Annotated in this window: 18 protein-coding genes; 7 read left to right on the forward strand and 11 right to left on the reverse strand. The window is 68.3% G+C overall.

Annotation, left to right across the window (positions count from 1 at the left end; genetic code table 11):
• Window positions 1–238: 238 nt before the first annotated feature.
• Window positions 239–979: a TorF family putative porin gene (locus tag CD928_RS11805; protein WP_095387234.1), complete on the forward strand. Its 741-nt coding sequence runs from the start codon at window positions 239–241 to the stop codon at window positions 977–979.
• Window positions 980–1,025: 46 nt separating this feature from the next.
• Here CD928_RS11805 and CD928_RS11810 read toward each other — a convergent pair whose 3' ends face one another.
• The 3 genes from CD928_RS11810 to CD928_RS11820 form a co-directional block, all read right to left on the reverse strand.
• Complete coding sequence (locus tag CD928_RS11810) at window positions 1,026–2,267, reverse strand: FAD-binding oxidoreductase (RefSeq protein WP_095387235.1); 1,242 nt, start codon at window positions 2,265–2,267, stop codon at window positions 1,026–1,028.
• 137 nt (window positions 2,268–2,404) lie between these two features.
• A complete protein-coding gene (locus CD928_RS11815) occupies window positions 2,405–4,060 on the reverse strand; it encodes an amidohydrolase (RefSeq protein WP_255247150.1) in 1,656 nt (551 codons plus the stop codon).
• 101 nt (window positions 4,061–4,161) lie between these two features.
• Window positions 4,162–5,040 carry an NAD(P)-dependent oxidoreductase gene (locus CD928_RS11820; protein ID WP_095387237.1) on the reverse strand — a complete coding sequence of 293 codons (879 nt, stop codon included), beginning with the start codon at window positions 5,038–5,040 and terminating at the stop codon, window positions 4,162–4,164.
• 199 nt (window positions 5,041–5,239) lie between these two features.
• On the opposite strand from CD928_RS11820, the gene CD928_RS11825 reads away from it, so the two are divergent.
• From CD928_RS11825 to CD928_RS11835, 3 genes are all read left to right on the forward strand, one after another.
• Window positions 5,240–6,487, forward strand: coding sequence for a threonine ammonia-lyase (locus CD928_RS11825; RefSeq protein WP_095387238.1), 1,248 nt, complete (start codon window positions 5,240–5,242; stop codon window positions 6,485–6,487).
• A 151-nt stretch (window positions 6,488–6,638) separates the two neighbouring features.
• Entirely contained in the window at window positions 6,639–7,037 is a 399-nt protein-coding gene (locus CD928_RS11830; protein WP_095387415.1) for a thioesterase family protein, read from the forward strand.
• Entirely contained in the window at window positions 7,034–7,516 is a 483-nt protein-coding gene (locus CD928_RS11835) for a GNAT family N-acetyltransferase (protein ID WP_095387239.1), read from the forward strand. The genes CD928_RS11830 and CD928_RS11835 overlap by 4 nt, the downstream gene beginning before the upstream one ends.
• Here CD928_RS11835 and CD928_RS11840 read toward each other — a convergent pair.
• Together CD928_RS11840 and CD928_RS11845 are read right to left on the reverse strand one after the other, a co-directional pair.
• Window positions 7,513–7,842, reverse strand: a complete 330-nt coding sequence (locus CD928_RS11840; protein ID WP_095387240.1) for a hypothetical protein — start codon at window positions 7,840–7,842, stop codon at window positions 7,513–7,515. The genes CD928_RS11835 and CD928_RS11840 overlap by 4 nt on opposite strands.
• A gap of 116 nt (window positions 7,843–7,958) precedes the next feature.
• Window positions 7,959–8,591, reverse strand: a complete 633-nt coding sequence (locus CD928_RS11845) for a methyltransferase (RefSeq protein WP_095387241.1) — start codon at window positions 8,589–8,591, stop codon at window positions 7,959–7,961.
• Between the two features lie 347 nt (window positions 8,592–8,938).
• Here CD928_RS11845 and CD928_RS11850 point away from each other — a divergent pair, with 347 nt between their 5' ends.
• Window positions 8,939–9,457, forward strand: coding sequence for a GNAT family N-acetyltransferase (locus CD928_RS11850; RefSeq protein ID WP_095387242.1), 519 nt, complete (start codon window positions 8,939–8,941; stop codon window positions 9,455–9,457).
• Between the two features lie 4 nt (window positions 9,458–9,461).
• On the opposite strand, the gene CD928_RS11855 is transcribed toward CD928_RS11850, so the two are convergent.
• The 5 genes from CD928_RS11855 to CD928_RS11875 form a co-directional block, all read right to left on the reverse strand.
• Entirely contained in the window at window positions 9,462–10,211 is a 750-nt protein-coding gene (locus CD928_RS11855; RefSeq protein WP_095387243.1) for a triacylglycerol lipase, read from the reverse strand.
• A complete protein-coding gene (locus tag CD928_RS11860; protein WP_095387244.1) occupies window positions 10,211–10,831 on the reverse strand; it encodes a hemerythrin domain-containing protein in 621 nt (206 codons plus the stop codon). Before CD928_RS11860 ends, CD928_RS11855 begins: the two co-directional genes overlap by 1 nt.
• A gap of 108 nt (window positions 10,832–10,939) precedes the next feature.
• Window positions 10,940–12,112 (reverse strand): PQQ-dependent sugar dehydrogenase, encoded by a 1,173-nt coding sequence (locus CD928_RS11865; protein ID WP_095387245.1) that lies wholly within the window; start codon window positions 12,110–12,112, stop codon window positions 10,940–10,942.
• A 69-nt stretch (window positions 12,113–12,181) separates the two neighbouring features.
• Window positions 12,182–12,823: a sigma-70 family RNA polymerase sigma factor gene (locus tag CD928_RS11870; protein ID WP_095387246.1), complete on the reverse strand. Its 642-nt coding sequence runs from the start codon at window positions 12,821–12,823 to the stop codon at window positions 12,182–12,184.
• Window positions 12,820–13,047: a NepR family anti-sigma factor gene (locus CD928_RS11875; protein ID WP_095387247.1), complete on the reverse strand. Its 228-nt coding sequence runs from the start codon at window positions 13,045–13,047 to the stop codon at window positions 12,820–12,822. The genes CD928_RS11870 and CD928_RS11875 overlap by 4 nt, the downstream gene beginning before the upstream one ends.
• Before the next feature lie 209 nt (window positions 13,048–13,256).
• Here CD928_RS11875 and CD928_RS11880 point away from each other — a divergent pair, with 209 nt between their 5' ends.
• A complete protein-coding gene (locus tag CD928_RS11880) occupies window positions 13,257–13,664 on the forward strand; it encodes a BLUF domain-containing protein (RefSeq protein WP_095387248.1) in 408 nt (135 codons plus the stop codon).
• 133 nt (window positions 13,665–13,797) lie between these two features.
• A complete protein-coding gene (locus CD928_RS11885; RefSeq protein WP_255247128.1) occupies window positions 13,798–14,415 on the forward strand; it encodes a sigma-70 family RNA polymerase sigma factor in 618 nt (205 codons plus the stop codon).
• Window positions 14,416–14,499: 84 nt separating this feature from the next.
• Here CD928_RS11885 and CD928_RS11890 read toward each other — a convergent pair whose 3' ends face one another.
• Window positions 14,500–15,291, reverse strand: a complete 792-nt coding sequence (locus tag CD928_RS11890) for a response regulator (protein WP_095387250.1) — start codon at window positions 15,289–15,291, stop codon at window positions 14,500–14,502.
• Between the last annotated feature and the right edge of the window lie 171 nt (window positions 15,292–15,462).

Consider the following 15,462-nt stretch of genomic DNA (forward strand, 5'->3'; position numbering starts at 1 on the left):
TTGAGGTACCGTGTTCTAGCGTAACTTTATGTCGGTGTTCGGCGATTCCGCGCAAGGGATTGTTGCAAATTTGTCGCATCCGGACACCTAACGCGCGCCGCCGCGACTTTTTCGTTTGTGCGTCGCAGCAATTTCGTGAACATCGAGCCCACGCACGACCGGACCAGCCCGTGAACGAGGCTGGCCGTCCGTGCGGCAGGCAGGGACGATCCTTCAGACCTTTTTAGGGGATCAACCCATGAAGACTTTCTCCCGCGCATGCTTCGGCATGGCCCTTGCGCTGTCGGCGCTTTCCACATCCGCTTATGCCCAGGAAGCCGAAGAGGCGGCGGACACGAGCAGCATCACCATTTCGGGGAGCGCGACCGTCGTCAGCGACTATCGCTTCCGCGGCTTCAGCCAGTCGAACGAAGAAGCGGCGATCCAGGGCGGCATCACCGTCAGCCACGACAGCGGCCTCTATGTCGGCACCTGGGGGTCGAGCATCGGTTTCGCCAACGGCACCGAGATCGACGTGTTCGGCGGCTATTCGAAAGAAGTGACCTCGGGGCTGACCGCCGATATCGGCGCGACGCTCTATCTTTACCCCGGCACGTCGAACAGCTCGGTGATCGAGCCCTATTTTTCGGTCAAGGGCGACATCGGCCCGGCGTCGGTCAAGACCGGCATCGCCTGGGCACCCGGCGGGCAGGACTCGCTCGGCGACGCGAGCGCGGTCTACCTCTACACCGATGCCGGCGTGGGGATACCGAACACGCCCTTCACGCTGAACGGCCATGTCGGCTACGCCAAGAGCGACAGCTTCCTGGGCGGAGCCGACGGCGAGGTGCTCGACTATTCGGTCGGCGTCTCGGCGAGCTGGAAGATGCTCACCCTCGGCGTGTCCTACGTCAACACCGACGCGCCGAAGCTCGGCGGGTTCAAGGAAGCGGTCGGCGCCGATGGCGCGGTGATCTTTTCGCTCGGCGCGTCCTTCTGACGCCGGGCCGGGGCGGCTTTCTGAGGGGGAGGCCGCCCCTTTTTCGTCAACCCGTCAGACGTGCCAGCGCCCAGCGCGGTTCGACCGGGCGGCTTGCGTCCTCGACATGCGCGGCGACGCGTGCGCCGATCGCGGGGGCGAGCGCGAAGGCGCGGCCCGCGCCGCCGCCGACCACCCACACGCGCGGATGATCGGGCAGCCGGTCGAGCAGCAGGTCTCCGGTTGCGGTGCGGCAGTCGTGCGCGGCGGCGCTCGCGACGACCGGCGCGTCGGCGAGGCGCGGCAGGCGCCCGGCGAGCCATTGCCGGGCATCGGCGAGCGCGCGCCCACCCGAATCCGCGTCGGCGCGGCGGTCGAAGCTGTCGGGGTCGACGGTCGCGTCGGGCGCGCTTTTCCACACCCGTACCCCGACGCCTTCGACATCGGGAAGCAGGTTGAAGCCATAGGCACGGTCGACGAGCGCGGGCATTGCGGGCGGGCGGAACTGGGTGTCGCCCTGGCCGGGGCCGAAATGGAAGATCTGCTGGCGCACCGCCGACAGGCGCTGCGGGGTCAGCGTCTGCGGGAACAGCTCGGTCAGCCACGCCCCGCAGGCGTAGACGAGGCTTTTTGCGGTGCCGCCGTCGGGGAGCGTGTAGAGATCGCGGCGCTTGTCGCGGAGGGGCGCGGGCATCACGACATCCTCGGGCGCGACCTGGGCGTCGAGGATGGTTTCGAGCACCCCGCGGCGCCCGGCGAGCATCGCGCCCTTTTCGGCGACGAGCGCGGCTTCCTCGGGGCGCCAGGCGATCTGGGTGTAGCGCGCGCGGAGCCGGTCGCCGCCGAGGCGGTCGGCATCGCGCGGCGGCGCGAAGGCGTCGGTCGCGGCGAGCGCGGTCACCGCCTCGCAAGCGGTGAGGATGGGCAGGCTGGCGGTGTCGGAGAGGCGCTGCCACGCCTTGGCGCTTTCCTCGACCAGCCCCGCATAAAGCGCATCGCCGCCCTGCACCGGATCGAGCATCATCGATGCGAGGTTCGACGCCGCGCGCCCGTTGCCCGCGCCATAGGCGTCGAAGAGGCGGACGCTGAGCCCCTGCCGGACGAGGTGCCACGCGGCCCAGGCGCCGAGCGCCCCGGCGCCGATGACCGCGACGTCGACATGGCGCTCGGGCGCTTTCGCCCCCTTGCGGCGGCGCGAGGCGCGCGGTTCGGGCGGGTCCTTGCGCTTGGCTTCCTTCTTTTTGGCAGCCCCCAGCGCGAGCGCCGCGGGCGCGGCGGCGAGCGCGGCGAGGAGGCGCCGCCGGTCCATCAGAACCGGGCCACTTTCAAGTAAAACAATTCGTCATTGCGAGCGGCGAAGCCGCGCGGCAATCCAGAGCGTGCGTAGACCGCCCTGGATTGCTTCGCTTCGCTCGCAATGACGATTTTGAAGGATGGCCTCACGTTCTAGCCGCCCTTTTTCTTGTAATAGCGATAGCCGCCGACCCAGGTTTCGAGCGGCGTCATGCGGCGAATCTCGTCGGGGCTCGCGAGCAAGGGATCGCTTTCGAGGATCAGGAAGTCGGCGCGCATCCCCGGCATCAGCGTGCCGAGCCGGTCCTCGGCGAAGCCCGCGAACGCCGCGCTGCGCGTGAAGCCGTCGAGCGCGGTTTCGCGGCTGACGACTTCCTCGGGATGCCAGCCGCCGAAGGGCTGGCCCGCGGCGTCGGTGCGCGAGATGGCGGCGGCGATGCCGGGGAAGGGGTTGGCGCTCTCGACCGGCACGTCGGATCCGAAGGCGAGGCGGACGCCGGCCTTCTCCATGCTCCGCCACGCATAGGCGCCCTTCAGCCGCTCCGGCCCCAGCCGCGCCTCGGCCATCAGCCGGTCCGACGGCTGGTGAATCGGCTGCATCGAGGCGACGACCCCCAATTGCTGGAAGCGTGGAATGTCGAGAGGGTCGACGATCTGCGCATGTTCGATGCGCCAGCGCCGCTCGCCCGGCAGGTCGGCGGTCAGGTCGGCGATCGCGTTCAGCGCCTCGGCGTTGGCAGCGTCGCCGATCGCGTGGATCGCGACCTGGAACTTGTCCATCGAGGCGCGGACCATCTTGTTGCGGAGCTGCGCTGGGGTGAGAAGCGGGAGGCCCTTCTGCCCCGGCGCGTCGCTGTACGGCTGCTTGAGCCACGCGCCGCGCGAGCCCAGCGCACCGTCGAGATAGAGCTTCACCCCGACCATGCGCAGCTTGTCGTCGTAGAGCCAGGGGGTGGGCCCCGGCCCGCCGATCAGCGCCATATTGTCGATGTCGTGGCCATAGCTGATGATGCGGATCGCGAGCTGGCGCTTGTCGCCGGCGCGGCGAAAGGCCTGCCAGTCCTGGATGGTCGTGCCCATGTCGGCGATCGTCGTGATCCCCTGTTCGAGCAGCTTCGCCTGCGCGAGCAGGAAGGCGCGGTCGAGATCACGCGCGAGCGGCTTGGGCACCGCCGAGGCGACGACGCTGGTCGCGGCATCGACGAAGATGCCGCTCGGCTGCCCGCCCGCCATTTCGATGCGCCCGCCCTCGGGCGCCTTGGTCGCCGCGGTGACGCGCGCCGCCCGCATCGCCGCGCTGTTCGCCCAGCCGGCATGGCCGTCGACGCGTTCGAGCCAGACGGGGCGGTCGGCGACCGCGGCGTCGAGGTCGGCGGCGGTCGGAAAGCGACCGAGGCCCCATTTCTCCTGGTTCCAGCCGCGGCCGATGATCCACGGCACCTCGGGATTGTCGGCGGCATATTTGCGGATCGCGGCCTGCGCCTCGGCGAGCGAATTGGTGTCCGAAAGGTCGAGCAGCATCAGCGAGAAGCCGAGCCCCATGACATGGCCGTGCGCGTCGATCAGCCCCGGGATCAGCGTCTTGCCCTTGCCGTCCTCCCTGAAATCGGGACGCTCGGGGCGTTTGTCCTTGCGGTCGAGCAGCTTCGCGACCTTGCCGTCCTTGTCGATGACGAGCCCGGTGAAGCGGACGAGCTTGCCGTCCTTGTCGAGCGTGATGCCGTTGACATTGTCGACGAGCGTATCGGCGTGCGCGGGTGATGCAACCAGCAGCGCCAGCGCGATAGCTATTAAACCCCTCCCCTTCAGGGGAGGGGTTGGGGGTGGGGTCCATCGGCCTTGCGCAAGGGTTCGGGACCCCACCCCAACCCCTCCCCTGAAGGGGAGGGGCTTCAAGAAAATATTGCCCCTCATTTCGGCAACCTTTCGACCAGCGAGCTCGTGTCCTTTCGTCCACCGCCGGCTTTCTGCACGTCGGCGTAGAATTGGTCGACGAGGCTCGCGACGGGCAGCGTCGCGCCGTTCACCCGCGCTTCCTCGAGCGCGAGGCCCAAGTCCTTGCGCATCCAGTCGACCGCGAAGCCGAAATCGAACTCGTCCTTTGCCATCGTCCCCCAGCGGTTGAGCATCTGCCAGCTCGCGGCGGCGCCGCCCGACACCGCCTCGAACACCTTGTCGGTGTCGAGATCCGACGCCTGGGCGAAGCGCAGCGCTTCGGACACGCCCTGGATGACGCCGGCGATCGCGATCTGGTTGACCATCTTGGTCGTCTGTCCCGCGCCGGGGCCGCCGATATGGACGATGCGCCCGGCATAGGCGCGCATCACCGGCTCGGCCGCCGCGAAGGCCTCCGCGCTGCCGCCGCACATGATCGAGAGGGTGCCGTTCTGCGCCCCCGCTTCGCCGCCCGAGACGGGCGCGTCGACGCTGAGCAGCCCGAGTCCCTCGGCCTCGACCGCGAGCCGGCGGGCGATACGCGCCGAAACGGTGGTATGATCGACGAACAATGCGCCCCTTCGCATCGCCCGGAACGCCCCGTCGGCGCCGAGCGTCACCTCCGCGAGATCGTCATCGTTGCCGACGCACGAAAGGACGGCATCGGCTCCCGCCGCGGCTTCGGCGGGGGTCGCTGCCGCCCGGCCCCCATATTGCGCCGCCCAGGCGTCGGCCTTGGCGCGGGTGCGGTTGTAGACGGTGACGCTGTGCCCGGCCCTGGCGAGATGACCCGCGATCGGCCCGCCCATGACGCCGGTGCCGATGAAGGCGATGCGGTAGGATGTTTCGCTCATGCCCGGTCCATAAAGATGCTTTGCCCACGGCGCTAGAGCACTGAACGGAATAAGCCCCTCCCCTTCAGGGGAGGGGTTGGGGGTGGGGTCCATCGGCCTTGCGCAACGGTTCGAGACCCCACCCCAACCCCTCCCCTGAAGGGGAGGGGCTTAAATCGGCCTTTCCCTTCGCGATGCTTGCCGTTAGGGCCAGCGCGCTATGACAGACCTTGCAACGCTCTCCGCCGCCGACTTCCCGGCGATCACATTGGACGATGTGCGCGCGGCGGCGGGGCGAATTAACGGCGCGGTCGTTCGGACGCCGACCCTCCATTCGCAGACGCTGTCCGAGATGGTCGGCGCCGAGGTCTGGCTGAAGTTCGAGAATCTGCAGTTCACCGCGGCCTATAAGGAACGCGGGGCTTTGAACGCGCTGCTCCTCCTCGACGACGAGGCGAAGGCGCGCGGCGTGATCGCGGCGTCGGCGGGCAATCACGCGCAAGGCCTCGCTTATCACGGCAAGCGCCTCGGCGTTCCCGTCACCATCGTGATGCCGAAATCGACGCCGCAGGTGAAAGTGTCGCAGACCGCGAGCCACGGCGCGACGATCGTCCTGCACGGCGAGAAGTTCGACGATGCCTATGCCCATGCGCGCGAGCTCGAAAAGGAACGCGGCCTGACCTTCGTCCACCCCTTCGACCATCCGCACGTCGCGGCGGGGCAGGGAACAGTGGCGCTCGAAATGCTCGAGGACGTGCCCGAACTCGACACGCTGATCGTCCCGATCGGCGGCGGCGGGCTGCTGTCGGGCATGGGCACCGCGGCGCGCGGCATCAAGAACGACATGCGCCTCGTCGGGGTGCAGGCCGAGCTCTATCCGTCGATGTACGCCGAACTCAACGGCGTCGACATGGCGTGCGAGGGCGACACGCTCGCCGAGGGCATAGCGGTCAAGGAACCGGGTTCTTACACCCGCAAGCTGGTCGCCGAGCTTAACGACGATATCGTGCTCGTCGCCGAGCGTCATCTCGAGCGCGCGGTGAGCCTGCTGCTCCAGATCGAGAAGACGGTGGTCGAGGGCGCGGGCGCCGCGGGGCTCGCGGCGATGCTCGCGCACCCCGAGGAGTTTGCGGGGCGCAAGGTCGGCCTCGTGCTCACCGGCGGCAATATCGACACGCGGCTGCTCGCCAACGTGCTGCTGCGCGACCTCGCGCGCTCGGGCCGTATCGCGCGGCTGCGCATCCGCCTGCAGGATCGGCCGGGCGCGCTGTTCAAGGTGATGAAGCTGTTCGACGAGAAGCAGGTCAACATCATCGAAATCTATCACCAGCGCATCTTCACGACCCTGCCCGCGAAGGGACTGATCACCGACATCGAATGCGAGGCGCGCGACCGCGAGCATCTCGACAGCCTGGTCGATGCGCTGCGCGGCGCGGGCTATATGGTGACCACGGTGGAACTGGCGTAGTTTGTTAAGCCCTCCCCTTCAGGGGAGGGCAGCGAAACTTGGCAGCTTGCTGCCTAGTTGCAGCGGGTGGGGTCCATCGGCCTTGCGCAAGGGTTCGAGACCCCACCCCAACCCCTCCCCTGAAGGGGAGGGGCTTGCTATGGTCGCAAACATGCAATCCTTCACCCTCTCCCTCACCGCCACCCCCGACACCATCGATGAACTCGGCCACGTCAACAATGCGGTGTGGGTTCAGTGGATCCAGCAGGTCGCGACCGCGCATTGGGACGCCGCGGCGCCGCAGGCGCACAAGGACGCCTATGTCTGGGTCGTGGTGCGGCACGAGATCGACTATCTGCGCGCGCTCGGTCCCGGCGAGCGCGTGACCGCGCGAACCTGGGTCGCCGATGCGCCGCAAGGCGCCAAGTTCGACCGCTTCATGGAATTCACCGGCGCAGACGGGCGCGTCCATGTCCGCGCGCGGACGGTGTGGGCGCTGCTCGACAAGGCGAGCGGCCGGCCGCTGCGGGTGACCGGCGCGGTGGTGGCGCCGTTCGTGGCGGCGCCATGACCGGCGGCTGGCGCCCGATGCGCGCCGCGGACCTGGACGCGGTCGTCGCGATTTCCGACGCGGTGCACGGCGTCTTCACCGAACCGCGCACGGTCTATGCCGAGCGACTCGACCTTTATCCCGAGGGTTGCCGCATCTTCGAGTGGGACGGCGCGGTCGCGGGCTTTCTTGTCACCCATCCCTGGCATCGCGGCGCCGTGCCGAAGCTGGGGGCGCCGCTCGGCGCGCTGCCCGCGCCCGCCGAGGTCTATTATCTCCACGATATCGCGCTGCTTCCCACGGCGCGCGGGGCGGGCGCGGGCGCCGAGGCGACCGCCTTCGTCCGGTGCCAGGCGCGGCGCGCGGGCTGCACCGAAATCCGCCTCGTCGCGGTGAACGGCGCCGACAGCTATTGGCGCGCGCAAGGGTTCGACGACGCCGCGCCGGGCGAGACGGGCCCGTATGGGCCGGGGTCGTATCTGATGCGGTGCCTTGTTTAGCGAGCGGTGACCGCGACGCGCCGCCGTTCGACCCAGCCCTTCGCGCAGGTCGACGCATAGCGGGCGTCGAGGCCCCGCCCGGTGCCGCGGCATGCGTGGCGCCCCTGCGCGAAATGCACCCACAGCCAGTCGCCGCGCGACCCGCAGACATAGACGGGCGTGCCGCGCCCCAGCTTCCCCACCTTGCCGGCGGCGATCGTCGGGGTGCGATAGACGCTCGTCTTGCGCCCCGACGCATCGCCGGCGATCACCGCATGGGGACAGAGCGCGGGTGCGGCCGCCGGGCCTTGCGCGGCGAGCAGAAGGGCGAAGGAAGCAAGGATCATGGTGCGGTGTTCCTGTCGGGTCGGGCTCGGCCCGCATGGGGCCATCCATCCATCCTTATTCGGATGCGCGCCGCTCGGCCAGCGCGAACCGCGCAACGCCGAACGCGGCGCTTCGATCAGGCGCGCGACCCGCGACCGAATCGAAAGACCCCGCTCGCCTTCGTTCCCGCCCCCGTCTCGGCGACCTCGTAGCGCGCGATTTCCTCGAGGCGCGCGAGCGGCAGCGGGCGGCGCCAGGGGTCGCCGACGAGCGCTTCGATGCCGCGATCGAGGCAGCGGTCGAGGAAGGCGGTGACCGCCGCGGCGAGGTCGTCCGAATAGAAGAGGTCGCCGGCGAGGATCATGTCGGCATCGGGAATGGCGAGGCTCGCCACATCGCCCGCGCGAATGTCGAGCGACACGCCATTGGCCGCCGCATTGAGCGCCAGCGCCGCGAGCGCATGGGGATCGGCGTCGACCGCGATGGCTTCCCGCGCCCCGGCCTTTACCGCGGCGATCGCGACCAGCCCCGACCCGGCGCCGAGATCGAGCACGTGCCGCCCCGCGACGCTCTCGGGATGGTCGAGGACATAGCGCGCGAGCGCGAGGCCGCCCGCCCAATGATGCGCCCAATAGGGGGCGTCGTCCCCCGCGAGACGCCCGACCCCGCTTGCCGGCACCGCCTTGTGCAGGCGGATTTCGGGGATGCCGGGGACGGGCAGCACCGGAAGATGCGCGCGGATGAAGGCGGCGGCGTCGGGCGAGGTCATGCGCGGGGATTAGAACGGGACGACAGCATATGGAATCGTCATTGCGAGCGAAGCGAAGCAATCTCCAGCTCTCGTTCGTTTATGCCCGTAGCTGGAGATTGCTTCGCTCCGCTCGCAATGACAGGTCTCGATCGAGCCCCGTTCGGCGTTGATCGCCGCCGCCAAAGCTGATAGGCGCCGCTGCGATGACCAACGACCGATCCCTGCGATTCAAGGCGTATTGGCGCTCCTTTACCTAGGAGCGGCATGGCATCATCCTGTGACCATCGCCGCCGTGTTCGGACAGGCGAATGGTCAGCATCATACTCCCTTCCGTCACGGCGTGCGCTTTTTGAAGAAGACGCGACATGACCGATACCTTGCTTGCCCTGTCGACCGACCGCTGCCGCATCGCGCCGCTCACCGCCGACGACGCGCGCGCGCTCGCGGCGATCACCGATGAATCGGTGACGTCGCAGGTCGATTTCCTGCCGACCCCCTTCACCGAAAGCGACGCCCGCGCGCTGATCGCGGGGTCGGGCCGCGGCGACGTCTTTCACGCCGTGCGCGGCGCCGGCGGCGGCTCGCTCAGCGGCGTGATCGGCGTGCATCGCCGCGCGGGACGCGACTATGAGATCGGATACTGGTTCGCGGCCCGCGCGCGCGGGCGCGGCATCGCGACCGAAGCGGTGCGCGCGGTCGTCGATGCGCTCGCCGCGTCGCGGCCCGGCTGTTCGATCGTCGCCGAATGCCACCCCGACAATGCGCGGTCGCGCGCGCTGCTGCGCCGCGTCGGCTTCGTGTCGACGGGGCTCGCGGGGCGGCGTCCGGGGCGGATGCTGCTCGCGTGGCGCGCGGCGCCGCTCGACCGCATCGACGTGTGCTGATCGATCAGCCGGGCGCGCTGACCTCGTCGGTCAGCGCCTGGACGATCGCGGCGACCGAGGTGGGGGCATAGGCGAAGCCCATGTGGCCGCAGTCGACCTCGACCTGCCGGTCGCTTTCGTGCGGCAGCCCGCGCGCGCTCGCCACCGCGACGACGCCGTCGTGCGCCGACCACAGCGCGAAGGTCGGCATTTCGGGGCGCGGCGCGGGGTGAAAGTCGATCGGCGGATTGTCGACCGGATGGCGCGCGATCAGGTGATAGAGGCGCCACGCGCGATTGGCGCGGCGGCTGCCCGAAAAGGGCGAGCCGAGCGTGACGACGCGCGCGACCTTGCCCGGATGATGCTTCGCATATTCGCGGGCGTAGATGCCGCCGAGGCTCCACCCGACGAGCGCGGGCGCGTGGCCGGTGCGGTCGATGATCCACTGAACGCGGCCGTCGATGCGCTCGATGATGTCGGCCGTCGCGCCGCGGTTGAAGCCGAGGCCCCAGGCGTAGCAGCGAAAGCCCGCGCGCCGCAGGTCGGCGCGCAGCGCCTTGGTCGCCCAGTCGCCCGACAGGAAGCCCGGCAGCACCATCACCGGCGGATGCTCGCTGTCGGGGTTGGGCTCGGGCGGCAGCGGGCGGATGCGTCCGCCGAGCGCGCGCAGCAGCCCGCCCGCCTCGCGCCACAGCAGCACGAGCCGCGGCGGCGCGTCAGGATCGGGAACGCGCGCCGGCCATTCGGCGCGGCGGGAGAGGAAGGCGCGGATCATCAGTTCTTGAGCTTTATCTTCTTCTCGACCTTCGCCGCGGCCTTCTCTTCCTTTTTGCGACGATTGAAGACGCGGCGCATGTAACGGACATCGGCCGGTTGCAACTGCTTCTCGGCCGCGACGAACTGCTCCTGCTCCTCTTCGCCTATATGGTGCAGATACTCGTCCTTGAGGCCGGCGAAGCGGCGCAGCCAGCCGGGTGAGGCCATGTCGCGCGCGGCAAGATCGGCCAGCATGTCTTCGATCTCCTTATGCTCCGAGATCGCATGGCGGGCATCATCGGTCGTCGCCGGATCGCGCAGCACGGTCGACCAGAGCGCCTGCTCCTCCGCCGCGGCATGGCCCTTGAGTTCCTTCACCAGCTCTTCGAACAACGCCTTGCGATCGGGCGACTTGCCCTGCGTTTCTTCGATCATCGCGAGGAGGGCGCGGTGGCGGTCATGATCCTCGACCAGCCGTCCGAATATATCGGGATCGCCCCTGAATTTCGTCTTCGGCGTGCTGCCGATCCGCGCGGCAAGATCGGGGACGAGGGTTTTGGCCTTTGCGACGGCTTCCGCCTTGGCCTTGGTGGCGGGTTTGCGCTTTGCCTTGCCGCGTTCGATGGTCCGGGTTGTCATGCCATTCTCCCTTCAAGCCCGCCCATTCGGTATACGTGCATCTCGAATTGAAAACGCCATTTTTTCTGAACGGGTTCCATCAAAGCACGGCGCATCGCGCCTCGAAGCTCACCCCTTCGGAACCAGCTTCACCAGCTTGCCGTCCTTGCCGTCGGTGAGGAGCCACACCGAGCCGTCCGCATTGACCTCGACCTCGCGGACGCGGGTGCCGAAATCCCAGCGGTCGGACTTGTGCAGTCTGTCGCCGTCTACCCCCATGCGGATCAGTCCCTCGCCCGACAGCGCGCCCATCAGCAGGCTGTTCTTCCAGCCGGGATAGAGGTCGCCGCCGTACCAGGCGAGCCCCGCGGGCGAGATCGACGGGTTCCACCACAGCTTGGGCGCGTTGAACTCGGGACGGGTCGGATGGTCCGGGATGTCCTTGCCGTCATAATGGTCGCCGTTCGACACGATCGGATAGCCGTAATTGCCGCCGCGCTCGACCAGATTGACCTCGTCGCCGCCCTTAGGCCCCATCTCCTGCTGCCACAGCTTCCCCGTCGCATCGAAGGCGATGCCGAGCAGGTTGCGATGGCCCAGCGACCAGATTTGCGCGGTGATGCCCCCCTTGTCGGCGAAGGGGTTGTCGGCCGGCACGCTGCCGTCGGGGTTCAGGCGGATGACCTTGCCCAGATTTTTGCCCATATCCTGCGCCGGATCGAACTTCTGCCGCTCGCCCGAGGTGATGAAGAGATAGTGGCCGTCGGGCGAGAAGGCGAGGCGGTGCGAGAAATGGCCGCGCCCCGGCACCTTCGGGTCCTGCTTCCAGATGATCTCGAGCCCTTCGATCCGCGGCGCGTCGCCCTGAACCAGCTTCGCCTTGCCGACCACGGCGCCGAACGTATCGCCCGCCCCGGCCTCGACCCAGCTCAGATAGATGGTACCGCTCGCCGCGAAGTCGGGGGCGAGGATGACGTCGCCGAAGCCTCCCTGGCCGCCATAGGCGACCGCGGGCGCTCCCGCGACATCGAGCGTCGCGCCGCCCGCCTGCCAGAGTTTCAATTTGCCCGCCCGCTCGGTGACGAGCGCCTGCTTCCCGCCGGGAAGGAAGGTCATCGCCCAGGGTTCGGCGAAGCTCGCGACCTCCTGCACGGTGAAGGGCGCATCGGCGAGCGGGGTCGCGGGCTGGTCGCCCGACGCGTCGAGCGCCGACGTGTCGGCCGCCGCGCTCGGTGAACTGCCCGCCGAACAGGCTGCGACGACGAAGGCGACCGGGAGCGCGAAGGTCTTGAGGGTCTTCATGGGGAGGCTCGCTTGGCTGTTGGGGATGGCGCCAGTGTGCCGCGCCCGCGCGCCAGAGTCGAGGGTTGCCTAGCGTCCTGCGTCGCGCCGCGCCGCGATCGTTTCGACGCTGTCCATGATCGCGTCGATCGCCTCGCTCGCTGGGGGCGCTTCGGCGCGTTTCTGCGAGAATTGGCCGCGCGCCATAATCTCTTCGAGCGCGGCGCGCGCGCGCGACACGCGGCTCTTCATCGTGCCGAGCGCGCAGCCGCAGATCGCCGCCGCCTCCTCGTACGACATGCCGCCCGCGCCGACGAGGATCAGCGCCTCGCGCTGGTCCTGCGGCAATTCCATCAATCCCCGTTGCAAGTCGGCCATCTCGCCCGAATCTTCCTGCGCCGCGGGGGTCGACAGCGTGCGTTCGACGACGCTCTCGTCATATTCGCCGCGAAACTTGTTGCGGCGCATCTGCGACAGGAAGGTGTTGCGCAGGATGACGAAGGTCCACGCCTTGATCGAGGTGCCGCGCTCGAAGCGGTCGCGCGACGCCCACGCCTTGACCATCGTGTCCTGCGTCAGGTCGTCGGCGAGATCGGGATTGCCCGACAGGCTGCGGCCATAGGCGCGCAGGTGGGGGATGACATCGGCCAACAGCGCCTTGAACTCGTTGTCCGACAGGCTGCTGTTGTCTTGGGCGTCTTGCGGCTGCTTCGCAGCATTGGGACGGGTCATTCGGGGCGTTTCTGGTCGAGCCGGGACAAGAGGTCGAGCATGCGGTCGGGCAGATCCTCGGCGACAATCGTTCCATAGATCATGCGCAGCTTGGCGCTCACCGGTTCGGGCGATTGCCGGCCGGTCAGCACGCGGTGCCATTCGTCGCCGCCCGTGCCGGGGAAATGGCCCCGCGGCCAGCGCGAATTGTCCGACATCACGGGCGATGTGCCGTTGCCGTTCATCCTCTTTTCGCCGTGGGTTGCCATGTCCCAGCAACGACAGAAAAAGCCCCGAGTTCCCACGCCCTATGAATTTTCGTCGCAAAGCGTTGCCGGGAAGCCACAGTCGCGTGGAGAGCCCGCACCCTAACCCAGATTAACGCGCCGCGCGCGGCGGCGGTCTAAGGCGGCTGGTGGTCCCCTTTCCCGGCGGATCGAAAAGGGGGCGCGGCGTGCTATCGGTCATCTATGTGAGCGTCGCGGATCCCGCCCTGGACCGGGAGGATATCCACCGGCTCGTCGACCGGGCACGGGTCAATAACCGGCGCGACGGACTGACGGGCGCGCTCATCTACAACGGCCAGAATTTCATGCAGCTGCTCGAGGGCCCGGTCGGAAAGGTCGAATTGTGCCTTTCCGCCATCCGCGCCGACCGGCGGCACAGCGGCCTGATCGAACTCCGCCGCCGGCTGGTCGCCGAACGCGAATTCGCCGGCTGGTCGATGCTCTACAGCCCGCTGTTCCGCAGCCACGACGAGGATCTGGCGCGGCTCGCGGCGAATGGTCGCCTCGACCCCGAGGACGAGCAGCTGCTCGCCAATTTCCTCGCGCTCGGCAACGGAGATGGCGGCAAGCGGTGAGCGGTGGCGGCGCGCCTGGCCCGTTCGGCGACGGACATAGTTGGGCTTTGCAATGCCCGCGGCACCCGCTAAGCCACCTGAAGATGACAAGTTTCAATCCAGCGCCGCTGATGCGTCCGAATGGATGCCGGGCATGACGAGCGACGCGCCTTCCCAACCCCTCGACGACGCCAGCTTCAAGCGCGAACTGGCCGCGATGCTGCCGCATCTGCGCGCCTTCGGCCGCAGCCTCACCGGCAATGCCGACCTTGCCGACGACCTGGTGCAGGAAACGATGCTGAAGGCGTGGAAGGCGCGCGAGCAATATATTCCAGGGCCCGCGAGCATGAAGAGCTGGGCCTTCGTCATTCTGCGCAACTGCTTCCTGTCGCAGATGCGGCGCAAGAAATTCACCGCCGACTATGACGAACTAGCGGCCGAGCGGATGCTGGTCGCGCCCGACGACCAGGATGACAGCCTGCATCTCGGCGACGTGCAGCGCGCGCTGCTGATGCTGCCGGTCGACCAGCGCGAGGCGCTGGTGCTTATCGGGGCGGGGGGGCTGAGCTACGAGGAAGGCGCGGCGATCTGCGGCTGCGCGATCGGCACGATGAAAAGCCGCGTCTCGCGCGCGCGCGCCGCGCTGCAGGACATATTGGAGGGCGGCCAGATGCCGCTGCGCAGCGAGGACGAGCTGCCCGCGAGCGACGCCTTCGCGGCGATCATGGACAAGGTCGATGATCTGACCGCGAACGGACCCGCGGGGGATTGAGACTATCCTGTCAAACAGCCTTGGGTCCCCGCGAAAGCGGGGACCCAAGGCGATGGGACGAAAGCGCGGCTTTTTGGGTTGGTGTCAGGCCGCCAGCTCGGGCGTGAAGAGCAGGCTCTGGCTGATCGCGGCGCGCACCGTATTCTCGCGGAACGGCTTGGAGATCAGGAAGGTCGGCTCGACGCAATTGCCGCTGAGCAGCCGTTCGGGAAAGGCGGTGATGAAGATCGCCGGCACCGGCGCGCGCGCCAATATGTCCTGGACCGCGTCGATTCCCGACGAGCCGTCGGCGAGCTGGACGTCGGCCAGGACGAGGCCGGCGTCGGTATCCTCGAAGGCCGCGACCGCATCCTCGTGCGTCGTCGCGACTCCCGCGACTTCGTGGCCGAGGCCGCGGACGATCGCTTCGAGTTCCATCGCGATCAGCGGCTCGTCCTCGATGATGAGCACCGAGGTCCGCGTCTCGCGGTCGAGATCGCCGACCGCTTCGGCGAGCAGCGCTTCGACCGTCGCCGTATCGGTGCCCGTGATCGCTGCCGCCTCTTCGGTCGAGAAGCCTTCGAGCGCGGTGAGGAGCAGGATCTGGCGCGCCAGCGGCGTGATGCGGGCGAGGCGGCGATTGGCGGCGCGCACCAGCGCATCCTCTTCGTCCGATCCCTCGCCGTCGGCGATGAAGGCGCTTTCCCAGATGCGGTGGAAGGCGCGGTAGAGGGCGATTCGCGTGTCGGGACCGTGGCCGAACTCCTCGGGCGCCGCGACGATCACTTCGAGCAGCGTGTGAACGAAATTGTCGCCATGCTGCTGGCTTCCGGTCAGCGCGCGCGCGTAGCGGCGCAGGAACGGCAGATGTCCGCGGATTTCATCTCCCAACGTCATGCAAGAACCTCCCTCTGGAATATTTCATACGCGGTCTCGCGGCGGGGGGTTCCGTTCCGGGACCAAAAAAGCGCCCCTTCGGCCTGCAACTTGTCGCACGCGGATGCGTAGACAACGGCGGGACGTTGGAGGCTCGCACGGGAAAGGTCGGAAATCGCCCGATTAATCCCG

It is taken from the genome of Sphingopyxis sp. GW247-27LB (assembly GCF_002277025.1).
GTDB lineage: Bacteria > Pseudomonadota > Alphaproteobacteria > Sphingomonadales > Sphingomonadaceae > Sphingopyxis.